The organism is Sporosarcina sp. resist (assembly GCF_014302295.1).
GTDB lineage: Bacteria > Bacillota > Bacilli > Bacillales_A > Planococcaceae > Sporosarcina > Sporosarcina psychrophila.
The window spans coordinates 4,585,162-4,599,315 of sequence record NZ_CP060287.1 but is presented as its reverse complement, the minus strand read 5'-3'; the positions used below and the strand labels follow the sequence as shown (position 1 = coordinate 4,599,315).

The 14,154-nt window shown below is 37.9% G+C and carries 17 protein-coding genes and 1 tRNA gene; 15 read left to right on the top strand and 3 right to left on the bottom strand.

Features of this window, described 5'->3' with window-relative positions; genetic code table 11:
• Positions 1–18 precede the first annotated feature (18 nt).
• Positions 19–91, top strand: a tRNA-Ala gene (locus H7992_RS22090).
• 50 nt (positions 92–141) lie between these two features.
• On the opposite strand, the gene H7992_RS25180 is transcribed toward H7992_RS22090, so the two are convergent.
• The 3 genes from H7992_RS25180 to H7992_RS22075 are packed head-to-tail and all read right to left on the bottom strand — an operon-like array spanning position 142 to position 1,326.
• Positions 142–336, bottom strand: coding sequence for a tyrosine-type recombinase/integrase (locus H7992_RS25180; RefSeq protein ID WP_187046053.1), 195 nt, complete (start codon positions 334–336; stop codon positions 142–144).
• Between the two features lie 35 nt (positions 337–371).
• Positions 372–1,172, bottom strand: a complete 801-nt coding sequence (gene xerC / locus H7992_RS22080) for a site-specific integrase (RefSeq protein ID WP_187046052.1) — start codon at positions 1,170–1,172, stop codon at positions 372–374.
• Complete coding sequence (locus H7992_RS22075) at positions 1,132–1,326, bottom strand: hypothetical protein (protein ID WP_187046051.1); 195 nt, start codon at positions 1,324–1,326, stop codon at positions 1,132–1,134. Before H7992_RS22075 ends, xerC begins: the two co-directional genes overlap by 41 nt.
• A 394-nt stretch (positions 1,327–1,720) precedes the next feature.
• On the opposite strand from H7992_RS22075, the gene H7992_RS22070 reads away from it, so the two are divergent.
• The 14 genes from H7992_RS22070 to H7992_RS22005 all read left to right on the top strand — a co-directional run bounded on the left by H7992_RS22070 (position 1,721) and on the right by H7992_RS22005 (position 13,498).
• Positions 1,721–2,227, top strand: a complete 507-nt coding sequence (locus H7992_RS22070; RefSeq protein WP_187046050.1) for a hypothetical protein — start codon at positions 1,721–1,723, stop codon at positions 2,225–2,227.
• Positions 2,228–2,310: 83 nt separating this feature from the next.
• On the top strand, positions 2,311–2,697 hold the full coding sequence (locus H7992_RS22065; protein WP_370569919.1) for a terminase small subunit: 387 nt from the start codon (positions 2,311–2,313) through the stop codon (positions 2,695–2,697).
• Positions 2,693–3,478 (top strand): phage portal protein, encoded by a 786-nt coding sequence (locus H7992_RS22060; RefSeq protein ID WP_187048015.1) that lies wholly within the window; start codon positions 2,693–2,695, stop codon positions 3,476–3,478. The genes H7992_RS22065 and H7992_RS22060 overlap by 5 nt, the downstream gene beginning before the upstream one ends.
• The gene (locus H7992_RS22055) at positions 3,462–3,974 is read left to right on the top strand and encodes a hypothetical protein (RefSeq protein ID WP_187046049.1); all 513 of its coding nucleotides are present in this window, start codon (positions 3,462–3,464) and stop codon (positions 3,972–3,974) included. The genes H7992_RS22060 and H7992_RS22055 overlap by 17 nt, the downstream gene beginning before the upstream one ends.
• A 386-nt stretch (positions 3,975–4,360) precedes the next feature.
• Positions 4,361–5,176, top strand: coding sequence for a MerR family transcriptional regulator (locus H7992_RS22050; RefSeq protein WP_187046048.1), 816 nt, complete (start codon positions 4,361–4,363; stop codon positions 5,174–5,176).
• A gap of 132 nt (positions 5,177–5,308) precedes the next feature.
• Positions 5,309–6,487, top strand: a complete 1,179-nt coding sequence (locus tag H7992_RS22045) for an MFS transporter (protein ID WP_187046047.1) — start codon at positions 5,309–5,311, stop codon at positions 6,485–6,487.
• 675 nt (positions 6,488–7,162) lie between these two features.
• Positions 7,163–7,348, top strand: coding sequence for a hypothetical protein (locus tag H7992_RS22040; RefSeq protein WP_187046046.1), 186 nt, complete (start codon positions 7,163–7,165; stop codon positions 7,346–7,348).
• Between the two features lie 220 nt (positions 7,349–7,568).
• Positions 7,569–9,560, top strand: a complete 1,992-nt coding sequence (locus tag H7992_RS22035; RefSeq protein ID WP_187046045.1) for a methyl-accepting chemotaxis protein — start codon at positions 7,569–7,571, stop codon at positions 9,558–9,560.
• Positions 9,561–10,554: 994 nt separating this feature from the next.
• The gene (locus H7992_RS22030; protein WP_187046044.1) at positions 10,555–11,286 is read left to right on the top strand and encodes a hypothetical protein; all 732 of its coding nucleotides are present in this window, start codon (positions 10,555–10,557) and stop codon (positions 11,284–11,286) included.
• Positions 11,287–11,302: 16 nt separating this feature from the next.
• Positions 11,303–11,548 carry a hypothetical protein gene (locus tag H7992_RS22025; RefSeq protein WP_187046043.1) on the top strand — a complete coding sequence of 82 codons (246 nt, stop codon included), beginning with the start codon at positions 11,303–11,305 and terminating at the stop codon, positions 11,546–11,548.
• Between the two features lie 189 nt (positions 11,549–11,737).
• Positions 11,738–11,959, top strand: a complete 222-nt coding sequence (locus tag H7992_RS22020; RefSeq protein ID WP_187046042.1) for a transcriptional regulator — start codon at positions 11,738–11,740, stop codon at positions 11,957–11,959.
• Complete coding sequence (locus H7992_RS22015; RefSeq protein WP_187046041.1) at positions 11,959–12,345, top strand: YhjD family protein; 387 nt, start codon at positions 11,959–11,961, stop codon at positions 12,343–12,345. The genes H7992_RS22020 and H7992_RS22015 overlap by 1 nt, the downstream gene beginning before the upstream one ends.
• A gap of 90 nt (positions 12,346–12,435) precedes the next feature.
• Entirely contained in the window at positions 12,436–12,699 is a 264-nt protein-coding gene (locus H7992_RS22010; protein WP_187046040.1) for a YolD-like family protein, read from the top strand.
• 235 nt (positions 12,700–12,934) lie between these two features.
• Complete coding sequence (locus tag H7992_RS22005; protein WP_187046039.1) at positions 12,935–13,498, top strand: hypothetical protein; 564 nt, start codon at positions 12,935–12,937, stop codon at positions 13,496–13,498.
• Positions 13,499–14,154: the final 656 nt, after the last annotated feature.

Genomic DNA, 14,154 nt, shown 5'->3' with positions numbered 1-14,154 from the left:
TTATTGTATCAAAGATACGGGGCATTAGCTCAGCTGGGAGAGTGTCACGCTGGCAGTGTGAAGGTCAGGGGTTCGAGCCCCCTATGCTCCATATACATCAACGTTGTTACAGCAACGTTTGTAAGTGTAATTAATCGGAATTTAATCTGATGTAGGCTTGTCTTTGACTAGAATGTGCCCGGGTTGTGCCGGACTGATAAAGTTTCGGTCAAACACATCACTGGCTGTCTCGTCATCTTTTTGTGTAATGTGACTATAAATATTAAGTGTAGTCTTTATATTTCTATGTCCTAGTCTCTCTTGGACGATCTTCATATTAATACCCTGGCTAATCATGTATGATGCGGAACTATGTCGCAGGTCGTGGAAGCTTATTTTTTTAGGTTATATCTTTCAACAATTCGTCCCCAAAACTGAGTGATTGAATCGGGCCTTAAAATACTCCCGTTTAACTGCGTGAAAACAAGATGTACATTTATACCTTCATGGTCCTTTATAGTATTATCGGCCGTACCAAGTTCCAACCGAATTTTCAATTGTGATCGGTAGTAATCATTTAGCTCTGTTATAAGTGATACTGGTAACGTTATCGTCCGGTCTTCCTCGTTCTTTGTCGCCTTCAATTCCAATCCTTTTTCAGTTGTCCACACGAGTGCCCGTTTAATGTGGATACTATTGTTTTTAAGGTTAATTACATCAGTAACAATAGCGGCAATTTCTTCCCTTCGTAATGCTCCGAACAGTGCAAGTCTAACAATTAACGACTGATGCTCCTGGACGTGATTGAGTACTCCTAAAGCTTTGTGTATCTCGTCCTCGTCATAAAAGGGACGTTTTTTTGTGTGATGCTTGGGCTTATCCACACCGATCATTGGGTTCTCCTCAAACAAATTCCATCTGGTAGCCATTTTAAATATGCTTTTTATTATTTCGTATTTTTTAACGAGCGACTTTCTACCATCATCTTTTTCTTTCGTGAAATATTCTACCAAGTGAGCTGTTTCTATTTCTCTGATATCCTTTGGGTGGTAGTGTTCAAGAACTTCTTTTAGAACCGACATATTTTTAGAATATGTTGTTGATCCCCAGTTTGTTTCTGCAAAATTTTTCTTCCAATACTCCACGAGTGCCTTAAAACTCATTTTCTTCGATGCAGCAACCGGCGTGTCCAAAACCTCGATTTAACTCTAGCATCATCCTTTTTAGTTCACGGGGACCTGATGGCCATACTACTTTGCTTCGTCTATCCCGTTCTCCATTCAAATCCTTCCCAGCCTCGACGAACAGTCGATAACTTCCATTCTTCAAGTCCTTATAGTAAGCCATGATAGTTCTCTCCCTTTTATATAAGCATTTAATAAAAAATATTAAATTTACTTCCCCTTACATCACCTTCTTAAATGGGAGTGAGTGTTCTTTTTTCAATTAAAATTTTTTACCATACAGGCTTCTGATTAGCTCTATAGGGATACCATAACTAGTTACAGCTTCACTTACAGTTTGTGAGAGTAGCAGGAAAAATTATTCTGAAATCATACGCGCTCTAGAAGCTGCTATTAAAGAGTTTTAATAAAATGCAGCTGATTAGAAAGTTCGCGAAAGGGAAGGCACCCATTGCGGTGCTTTTTCTATGTCATAAAGTGCAACTGGATTGATATGCGGGTGTTCTTTTTATTCGGCATTAGGTATGATGGACTAAAAGAATAGTGGGGGATTTAAGTTGAAGCGAATATTATTTTTATTTATGGCTGCTCTACTATTGACGGCGTGTGGCAATGATTCTACGAAAGAAGAACTAAAACAGACACCTGAGGAGGAAGACGTCGAAGGAATCGAAACTCAAGTTAAAAAAGAAGATAAAGAAGTTGAAACTGAAATCGATGAAGCCGAAAAAGTGAAGGAATATATAACACCTGACGAAATTAAAGAAATTATTGAAGACTCCGGCTTGGGAGAAGAGGACAAGCTAGCTAGTACATCTGTAGAGGATGGCGAAATAAAAGTAGTCATCGAAATTGCACCGAATGAGTTATTCTCGGCTAAGGATCTAGCCGTAACTAGATATAGCCAAGCTTCTGACGAGTTACTAAACCATGAAGGTTGGGAAGTGCTGACAATTGAATATGTCGATATCGGAACGATCAGCATGAACCGCACTGAAAAGGAAACGAACGAATATGATATGGATTATTTTTCGACTGAAGAAATCGAGAAACGATTAAAATAAATATCCACTAAATCAAAGGCATCCTACGTGGTGCTTTTTCTATGTCATAAAATGCAACTAGAATGATGGGGGTGGTGATTGATGTGAAGTTTAATGCGAGGCAACAGATGTTCATTGATGAGTACTTGGTTGACCTGAATGCTACACAGGCAGCCATTCGAGCGGGGTATAGCGAAAGGACGGCAGCATCTCAAGCTAGCAGATTGTTGACGAATGTTAATATTGTCGCGCGTATAGAAGAATTGAAGAAAACGAGAGCAGACAGACTGAATCTCGATGCTTATTGGGTGCTTAAGAGACTGATGGATATTTCAGACCGCTCAATGCAAGCTGAACCGGTAATGGAATGGAATCACGAAGGGCAGGGACTCGTTCCATCGGGTGAATATCAGTTTGATAGTAGTGGAGCGAATAAAGCAACAGAGCTTATCGGGAAACACCTCGGTATGAAAAGATTACGAATCAATTGATCAAGAACCTCATTATTACAACGCAGTTCCGGTTACTGAGTTCTCGAACAACGAGGAGCAACAGGGCGACTATGAGCAACAGATTAGCTTAATCGATGCATATAACATACTGCAATCGGATCGAGTGAATGATAAAGAGCAGCTCGTTGATGCGATATTGAAAGTAGTTGGATTCTCATTCGGGGATGACGAAGAAGAGATGGCTACAACGGCTAGGATGCTAAAAAAACACAAGATACTAGAACTTCCAGAAGTGGGAGCTGATGCTTCTTGGCTTGTGAAAGGTTTAAACGAAACAGAAGTAGAAGTTTTGAAGGATGCAATCAAATCCGACATCCATGAATTCAGCATGGTCCCGAATCTGACAGATGAGAACTTTGCGGCACAATCTTCCGGAGTGGCCATGAAATATAAGTTGTTAGGATTAGAGCAGTTGGCAGTCATCAAGGAGCGTTATTTCGTGCAGGGATTGCGGGAGAGATTGAAATTATTCGCTAATATCCTCGGCGTCAAAGGGAAAGCGGTGGACATGTCAGACGTGATAATCACGTTGACGCGAAACCTCCCAGAGAACGAGGTTACGATTCAAGAACTTGTTACGCTGAGAGATTTCGCAAGTGATGAAACGCTATTGTCTCAGATTCCGTTTATCGAAGAACCAACGGAAGAAATCAAGAGGGTTAAAGTGCAGCTGGAAGAAAAGTTGAAACGAACTCAAAGGGAATTCGGTTACCCGATAGATCCACCAGAGGACGTGACAGGCGATGAAGACGAGGAGTAACGCCTACTGGGATAAACGGTCATTACAACGAATGGCTGAGTATCACCGAGGTGCAGATTCAACCGTGCCAATTGTCAATGCAGCTTACGATAAAGCTCAGAAGGATATAGCTGCAGAAACTCAGAAGATATTCGACAAGTTTGCTAAGGATGGGAACCTATCTGCTGAAGAGGCTCAAAAGATATTGAATGAACCGATTACCAAAGTGGAATGGGAATCTATCAAGTCAAAAATCAACGATATCCAAGATCCCGCTATCAAGCGACAAATGCTGAACCGACTGAATGCACCGGCGTATAGTGCCCGTATCACTCGTCTGGAAGCGTTAAAGGAAAACACATATATTCAGTCCAAGATTATCGCAGACGCTGAAATTACAGCTACTAAGACCAGTTATATCAATACAATTGAATCGTGGCGCACCAAGTGGGAAAACAAAGAACTGGCACCAGATGACATAGTAGGACTAGCTGTTTTGTTTGATACAAAGAAATAAGACTAAAGTAAAAGCGGTCCTCCAAATTATTGTGGAAGGGCCGCTTTTTTTTTGCCAAGACACAGTCATCTATTCAACGTTCAGAACATGATTAAACAGCGACGATTCGGTGGAAATCATATCGTGGAGTATTACGATAAATTAAAAGCGCAACCCTACAACAAATGTCATAAGGTTGCCTCCATCGCATAAAACAAAAAGTCAGATTAAAAAAGATATTATGTCAAAAGCAATATCTTTTTCATTTCCCGATGTGCATTCACACCGTAATTTACCGCTGTGGTATTGTCGTCGAAATTACTTTTTTGATTTTTAAAAAATCACTTGACTTTCCCCCTTACTGAAAGGTTTATACTTTAATCAAATAGAAAAAAGGAGGATTTAAAATGTTTAAAATCAGTGATTTTTCTATGTTAAGTAAGGTTCCCGTAAAAACGTTACGCTATTATGACCAAATTGATCTATTGAAGCCAATAAAAACGAATCGAGATACAGGGTATCGATATTATTCAGCAGAGCAACTTTTTGAAGTAAATCGAATCTTTTTATACAAGGAATTAGGTTTTACCTTAAAGCAAATTTCTCAACTCCTTCATGAAGAAATTTCTTTAGAGCAGATTCAAGGTATGTTTAAGCTCAAAAAGAGCGAGATTCAACAGTTGTTGGAGAGGGAACAAGAAAAATTAGTTCGTATTAAAGAACGTATGCAGTTAATTAGACGAGAAGGGAGTGCTGAAATGGAGCAGGAGGTTATCATAAAAACAGTTGAAAGCAAGCGACTCATTTCTTTTCATTCTTACGGATCAGTAGAAGAGATTCCCTTATTCTTTCAGACACTCAATCGTTTGTTAGAAAAATATAATGGAGAATTGGTAACAGAACCTCAAACCGTTCTATGGAGGGATTCAGCTGAAAAGGAAAGTGATTTTGAATTTGAAGTGGGGTATTCTGTCAAAGGTAAAATAGCATCTCTTCCAAAAGAGTTATATATACGTTCTTTACCAGCTGAAACAACGATGGCTACGCTACTATATCGCTCGAATTCAACTTTTGTACAAAATGCTTGTATTGATTTGGCGACATGGATAGAAAAAAATGGCTATCGAGTGAAAGAAGATCAGCCTGGTAGGGAAATTTATTTACCATTGTCTGAAAATCAAGAAGATAGATTAATCGAAATTCAAATCCCGATTGAACTATGAAGTAAAACTTTCAATGAATTTGTGGTTCATTTCACAAATCCTAAATCAGGTAAACGGCAATTAGTTTTAGGAGTTTTACTGCTTGTTTATTTTGATAAAAACATAATTTTTTGTACAAGGAGAAATGTTTCAATGAAAAATAAAACAGTCATTTATTGGCTTGCCCTAACAGCCTTTTTAATAGGAACGATTGAATATATTATCACAGGTATCATTCAAATGGTAGCAACTGACTTAAGTGTATCTACATCTGTTGCTGGATTATTGGTCACTTCATTCGCACTTTCAGCGGCTATTGGTGCACCTATTATCATTGCCCTCACCATTAATTTTGACCGCAAAAAATTATTGTTATCGATGCTTGCCATTTTTATTTTGAGTAATTTTATCACTTTTTTTAGTCATTCTTTTGAAATGGTTCTTTTCATACGAATCTTGCAAGGATTAAGTGGTGGGACTGCTATTGTCGTAGCAATGGCTGTTGCTACTCGCCTTGTTGAGAATGAAAAAAGAGGAAGTGCCATTGGGATCATTTTAATGGGTTTAAGCAGTTCCTTAGTTTTTGGTGTACCTCTTGGCACATTTCTCAGCGGGATCATGGGATGGAAGGTATTATTTGTATTAATTGGTTTGGTGACGATTATTCCACTACTCGTTGTTTATAGAAGTGTTCCTACTATTAAGGAACAAGAACCAGTTACGATAGGTGTGCAATTATCCATATTAAAAGATAAAAGAATTGTGTTAGCGGTTGCAGTGACGCTATTTTATGTAGGTGGCTACTCCACATTATTCACCTATTTAACACCATTCTTACAAGCTTCAGCAAATCTCACAATTGCAGAAATTAGTGGTATTTTATTACTTGCGGGAATCTGTAGCTTCATCGGCTCTAGTATTGGAGGGATAGCGGCGGATAAAAAAGGTCCAAAGTTCACAATCATTACTGGATTAATATTACAAATATCTATGTTGATTTTACTGGCAATGATCGGAGGAAATCTAGTTGGCATCATTGCCGTTATCATGATTTGGATGGTAGCCACTTGGAGTACTTCTCCAGCCCAGCAACTATATTTAGTTACGCTCTCACCAAAATATCCTGATATCGCCTTAAGTGTGAACACTTCATTTATTCAATTTGGATTCGCCTTAGGTTCGGGATTAGGAGGTCTTGTGATAAGTGGCACATCTGTTTTGAATCTTAGTTGGGTCGGAGCCGGTATTGTTTTTCTCGCTTTACTAGTGACTTTAATGTTAGTTGCTTTTGAACGAGCCTCTAATAGTAAGACATCGATGGATAAATGTTAGAAACTATCGTCTGTCTCAACTATTGGTTCAAATTTGATCTGTTGGCCAGTGACACATATATTAACTAATCCCTTTCCATATTCTATTTCTCAATGATGTTAAATCGATTCGTCTAATAAAATAAATAGAGCAGATAATAAAGAGTTAAAAATAATTGAACTTACAGTAAAAGCGACCCGTCCACAGATTACATTGTGGAAGGCCGCTTTTTTATTTGCCAAGACCAGTCATCTATTCTTGTTTTACATATATTATTCACAAGTAAACGTGAAAAGATTAAATTGATTATTGAAAGCAAAAGACGTTTGCTCAATTGAATGGGAAGTCGCCTTTTTTTGTCCAAGTAAAGAGGTATTCGTATGAATATAGACGAATAAAGAACAGAACATTGTTCTTATTCAACTAGCGGATTTAGTTTACCAAGTTAAGTCAACACTTAGCTGGCTTTTTTGCTGCACATCCGGATGATTATGCGTCGTGATGAAAAATGAATAATTAACAATTAAGAACGTCCACCCGGGCGTTCTTTTTGTTTATTCCAAAAAGGAGTTAAGTGGGATCAAGGCGGAAATGACGTGATAGTAAATAAGAATTAAGTAATCTAGTAGATTAAAAGAAGGAGACCTTTCCTCGTATAATATATGATTGAAATGACTTTAAGAGAGGAGGGGGAAGATGACGGAAGAATGTCCATCATGTAAAAAACAATGCCTCAAAGCAGACGGAGAGTGGGATAAAATATATGAAATGTCGGAAAGTGATATTCCAACTCATATTTTTGTGGTGCGAGAACTAAACAGAAAAGGTGTTCCTGAGTATATTTGTACTGAATGCAAATACGAAAAAATGACACAGGTTTAATTTTTGTAAGTCTAATTAAAATTGAGCGATTGATCCCTTTAGGTTTACAGGGACTTCTTCAGCTAACTCTGTTGCTAGATAAGGATAACTTTACACATAATGATATTCAATCAGAGGTAACTTTAATTCTAATAGTCTTTTAACTAAACAATTAATCTTAGAAACCGAAGTAGTCTTAGTACTATCATTTTGAGAGAAGGAAAGAGAAGGTGTTAAATCTATGTTCAGATCCATCAAAACAAAAATAATTATAACAGTCATTGTGCTATTTCTAATTGGAATATCCATTATGACTGCTATTAGCAGTACACAAGTGAAAAATAGAACCGAAGACAATGTCGTTGTTTCAAGCGGTGCGCTCATTAATCAAATGGGTTTTGCTACTGAGAACTATCTCGTACAATACGAAAAAGGCCTCACACAGTTGTCGACTTCAAGACCAATTACAGACTTTGCTCTCGAAGACAGTGCAGAACCGAAAAAGTTACTTGACACTCTTAATGACGAGCTTTCAAGATTCTTAGATTTGTACAGTGACGCAATCGCAGTTTATTATTCAAATTCCGACCATCATATCAATGCTCCTTATACAAGTATGGGTCCTGATTACGACCCCACTACTAGTGACTGGTACTCCAATGCGGCTGAGCATCCCAGTGAAGTTCAGTGGTCAACACCATATAAAGACAAAGTGACAGGAGATCTTGTAATCACAGCTTCAATAGCTGTAATTGCGGGTGATAAACTCATAGGCGTGGTTGGACTCGACTTGCAGCTCGTGTCCCTGACAGAGAAAATTTCAGCTATTGAAGTGGGCTATAAAGGCTATCCTGTAATACTTGATACTGAAGGAACTGCAATTACCCATCGGACGTTACTCGGAGAAAACTTGATGGATCTTCCATTCATTGCAGAAATGTACGAAGAGGGAAACGAGAAAGGCGCGATTTACTATGAAGATGAAGGCGTCTCTAAAGTTAATATATATTCCACAATTCCAAAATTCGGCTGGAAAATTGGTGCTATCTATGATGAAAAAAATATTAACGAAATGGCAACTGATCTGCGTAAATCTATGCTGATCGTTGCCCTTGCCACTTTGCTTGTCATATTCACTGCCCTATACTTCACGATAAGCCGTACTATCAAACCAATCGGGAAATTAAATTCACTGATGGGCTCAGTATCTCAAGGCGATTTGACAGTACACTCCAACATCAAAACAAAAGATGAATTCGGAGAACTTGGTAATAACTTTAACACGATGATAGATAATATGAACGCCATTATTACTGTCGTCAACGGATCTGCATCGAACGTCCGAGTAAGTTCCGAAAGTTTGAGCGCAGTTGCAGAGGAGGCGAGTGCATCAGGTGAAGAAGTTGCGCACGCAGTAACCGAGATTGCGCTTGGTGCATCAAAGTCTGCTGAAGATGCAGAAATCGTTACCGAACGAGCAGAACTCCTTGGCCTTCAAATTAACGAAATCACAACAAAAGCAAGTAGCATGTCTGACATCGCTACAAAAGCTGGTGAAATGAATACGAGTGGCCAAGGTCAAATGCAAGAACTGAAGCTGTCTTTCAACGACTGGGAAACAAATTTACAGTCCATGTCCAAAGTGATCGGTACACTTGAAGATAAAGTGAATGCAATCGGAGGGGTCATGGAAACAATCACACAAATATCTTCACAAACAAACCTACTTGCATTAAATGCAAGCATCGAGGCAGCACGCGCAGGCGAGCATGGCAAAGGATTTGCAGTCGTTGCCGAGGAAGTTCGTAAACTCGCTGAACAATCGGCTAGGTCTACTGAAGAAGTAAAAGAGACAATCCTGGAACTTCAAATTGGATCCAAACTCGTCTCAGAACAAATGAACGAAACACGCGAAAACTTCCAGCGTCAAGGTACGGTCGTTCACGACACTGAAAACACGTTCAGTGAAATCTCCACACTGATGTCCGACATGCAAGATTCTATCGACGCAGTGTACGAAGAAATTCAAAAGGTCGCGACTTACAAGGATAATGTAGCAATGACGATTCAAACAATGGCAGCAACATCACAAGAAACAGCCGCTGCCTGTGAAGAAGTAAGTGCCTCAACAGACGAACAGTTACGTGCTGTCCAGTTAGTGACGGGTGCAGCGGAGACACTGACGGAGTTGAGTGAGGAATTGAGTAATGCTGTGAATCGATTTAAGGTTTAGAAACAGTAAAACCCGCTTCGGACAAAATGTCTTAAACGGGTTTTATTTTACTATCAACTCCCGCTACGCAACAGCCCAAACTAGCTCACTTACTTCATCGCATAACTCGAATAATAGCCCACAAATAGTGGGGCCAGAGGTAATACATCTATTCTTCAAAAAGAGGACAATGGAACGCGCAAAAACAATTGTCGTGTGACTGATTAAAGGTCATAGGAAAAAACTTGGAACTCCTTCAATAAAAGATTTAAATATCAGCACTAACCCGCGTAGAAACTCTATCTGATTGACTAGATGGAGTTCTTTTTTTACTGATATACGTTACTGATATACGATTAAAGTCGCCTATATAAAGGGTATTGTTAATTCATACATCCCGACGGGAATCTAATGACTCATAGGAAATAACTTTTCACTATTGAAAAATTTAAATGTTCCATGGTCTGACAATAAAGCAGATATGTCTATACTTGGACAAGAAAGAAAAAATACATCTATAAATAGAAGAGGGACTCTTTATTATAATCGTTTATTATGGATCATTCTTTGCGGTACTATGCAGCTTGTGATTTCAAACTCTACTTTCTTTCAGTTTATATCTACTAATTGTTTTTTCAGGTAATCCATGGATCACATGTAGTAAAAGGTAGCATACAATTTATATCGCTCGCTTCTTTTTTATTATCCTATTTTTATTAACTTGGTTTGAACCATTTTAAGTTACTCGTATAATGACTTGAAAATATTACTTAACTAACGGTGCATTAGTTGAACAACAAGAGAACGACTATTTAGGGTCTTTTTTATTAGTCCAGTTATCCGCGAGATGGTTAAGTAAGACCGAAGCAAAAGCGACCCATCCACAAATGGTGAGTAGGCCGCTTTTTCATTTTGCTACGGAAGGGGAATATAGGTAAAAGGTATTGTGGAATTATTTATTTTCTGGGTTATAATTGAATTTAAGGAAATATTTTATAGAAAGAGGAGAGGTAAAATGAATAAATTTACTAAAACAATATCAGGTTTTTTAGTTGTGTTGATGATGTTATCAATACCGACTTCGGCTTTGGCTTTTAATGATGTTTATGAAAGTAATGAAGACCATGTGATTGGACAGAAGATTTTTGACGACTCTTGGGAATCCGGTCTGGAATTCTATATTTCCAGAGATATACCACAAGAACTTTTAGACCCTAATTACTATTCCAAAGATGAAATTATATACATACCTGAGGAATACCTGGATCCATACCATCCAGATGCACTTTATACAACTTATGACGTATATGGAAACTCTTTTGAAGAGGAAATTCAAGTTCGAGCAATAGCGGCCGTAGCAGGCGTTTATTTTATCCCAGGAATTGGACAAATAGCAATTACTGCGACAGGTGCAGTGATTGTTGGGGGGCTAGCGATTAAAGGTGGTTCATACCTCTATAATCAAATATCCGCATATTTTAGTAAAAAAACTGCAGAAAAAGCTGCAGAAGAGATTCCGAAAAAATTGAAAACCTCTGATATGAAAGTGGATCTGAGTAAATTTAAAGATAAAAACGGAAACACTCCAGAAGGAAAAAGTAGTGGGACATTTAAAAACGGACAATGGGAACTCACAAAAGATAATAGTGGACATCTTGGGTATAATGGTAATAAAAAAGCGTGGAAGATAGGAAATCCAGCTCGAAAAGCGTCTCTTGACAAAGCTGGTAATATAATAGATAAGTAAAAGAAAGGATGAGAACATGAAGGAATTATCATTTTTTGATTGGAAAATACGTTTACAAGATAATCTGATGGCGGTCACTGATACTTCAACGAAAAAAATGGTTATCATGGAAGGTGCCCTAGAACTAAATGCAATGATTTGGATTGATGAGCAAAACGAGATGCAAATTAAACCAACTTGGGATTGTGTTATTTCGATTAATGCGAAAGATATGATATTAACCATTCGGCACTCTGAAAATGTTTTTAATAATAGAGGTTAAGAAATCTGAGGCGGTCATTCCATTACGGAGTGGTCGCCTTTTTTGTTGACCTACAAACAGTCATCTTTTTTTGTATGTGCATTGTTCCCTTATCTTAAACAATTTAAATAAGAAGAAATAATTGCCTTTTTTATTTGTTTTTAATACGAACATTCATTCTCTATACTGAAATCAAGGAGGGGAACGAGTGTGCGTAAACAATTATTAAAGTCAGTCGAATACAACGAGTCACTGGATATGATGTACATCGCAAAAGACGGATCAATCAGTAAAAGAAGAATCAACGTACTGCAGGTCGGCGAGGTATCGTTCCGTGCATACTGTTTCCTGCGTAAATCTAAGCGGACTTTTACGATTGATAACATTCTCGCACTTGTTCCCTTAATCGCGAAAGAAAGTAGGGTAATCTAATGTCGTTAATACCGTCCGAGGCATTACCGTATTTCGAGAACATGATATACTTGCCGATGATTATAAGTATTTTAGAGAGAGACCGAGAAGTGATTGAAACTAGTTCGTTCAAATTGAAAGGACCTTATATCAATATCGTTGAAAGTTCATTAAAGACCGTTAGGGCCGAATTGAAAGAAACAAATAATTATGCGCGATACAAAAATATGAAGTTAATTAAAAAAGGGAAAGATGGCACATTCACTGAGTATGCATTTATCCATGGTGGCTATGAAGACAAACGGCGTTATCTGAACATACGGCTGCGCAACAGGAAGGAAGAGTTGATATCTATTTACTTTGCAATGGTAGAAAATCAGGGCACAAGGGGAGTTGCTACAACGTGATTGATCAGAGCGCTGAAGAGTTGGCCATATCGTTGATGTTTCGAGAACACCTAGCTGAAATAAAAGAATGGTACAGAAAGGATGATGAAAATGGCTGCAATTCCAAAACCACCAAAATCAAAGGTTGTGGCAGGTCCGAAACTAACAGAGACTGATTTTCTTGAGATTGGTGAGAGAATCGGGGAATCAAAAGAATTCGGCGTAGAGGTAGAAGTTACGATATATGCTCAAAAGAGGTATGAATCAGTTACAGGGATCGTTACAGAAGTCGATGGCCAACAAGGTAAATTATCGTTGCAAGTGGGTTACGATAACATAAAAATCAATATGAATAATATTGTGAGTGTGAAGTGAAAATGAATAAACAGGGAAAGGCGCCCATTCCATTACGGAGCGGACGCCTTTCTAATCCAATGTCTTAGGAGTACCGGATTTTATAATATGGGTAACACTACACAATCTTTTGATTTTCCCCAATTAGAAACAAGGGCTGAAATTGCTATTCAACCTCGTTATGGAATACCAGATTGGCATTACGGACAAATTCAGATAAAACACAATAGTTTGCCAAATTGGGGAAGTAATTAATTTGAAAGAAGTATTTATTTTTAGCTATGGCTGTGATCTAGACCATAATAATATTGATGTCTTAGTAAAAGAACGATTGATGCCATATTCTGATCATAGATCTTATTTGCGTAATGAGATGCCTCCTAAAGAGTCAGATATCTGCCTTAAATATGATGTTTTTGACATCAACCGAAATAAGCACAAAGATAACCTCTACTCCCTTGATAAATTTTATATCAATAAAGTAAGATTAGAAGCTTTTATGTATTCACTGTCTAAACTTAAAGGAGACCATATTTACGCAAACCCAAATGTGAGAGGACATGCAACTGTCAATCTTGACAATGTAGAATATACTGCTCGTGTATATGGGGCGGTAGTCGATGAAGTGGATGATAAGCGTTTAGTTTTTTTAGATGAAGAATCTCTTTCCAACGTTGAGTTAAGAGAAAAGTTACCGTCTTTACCAAGTGACTTGCAATTTCTAACAATGCCAATTGAAATAACATTGGAGGAACGTGAATCATTAGTTTCTGAGTGGATACAACGTATAATTTGTGAAGTCAAAAACAAGAAGAAATAATGAACTATTACGATTTCTTGTAAGTATAAAGTATTATAAACAAATTATGCACTGTTCATTAGGATGCCACTGAAAAAGTTTATGTGATTTGACTAAGCGAGCCTTTCCTCGAATTTATCCGAGGAAAGGCTCGCTGTTTATATTTCAATTCTAATTCATTCAGAACGCTAAATAATTCAAGGCGCAAAACAGGTATGATTCCTCGAATGTCTACGTCCACTATTCTTAATGCGTAAACATCGGCAAGTGTGTGGATGCCATTATCTTTAAGTATCTTAGTTAGACATGCAATCAGTTCTAGAATTTCAATCGGTTCTTGCAAATACTTTTCTTTGTCGATAGTATGATCAGTGAATTATAATACCTCCAACTTTCTGATAGTTCAATAGTACGACGTTATGGTGAAATTGGCTATACTCGGATGGTAAATATAACAGTCTACCTTCTATATAAATGAAGGTAGACTGTCGGTTATTGTATTCAGGTTTATTTAATTTTTGTATAATCGTATTTGTGCCAAAGATGTGCCTAACTCGTGCCTAATGTGTCATTTCGTCTCCTATTGTTGACGATACCTGAGTAACAAAGTACCGGCAAACGTTGATGTTAAGCCATTCTTACTTTTGCTTACTTTCATTGATAGTAGGTAGGGTAGC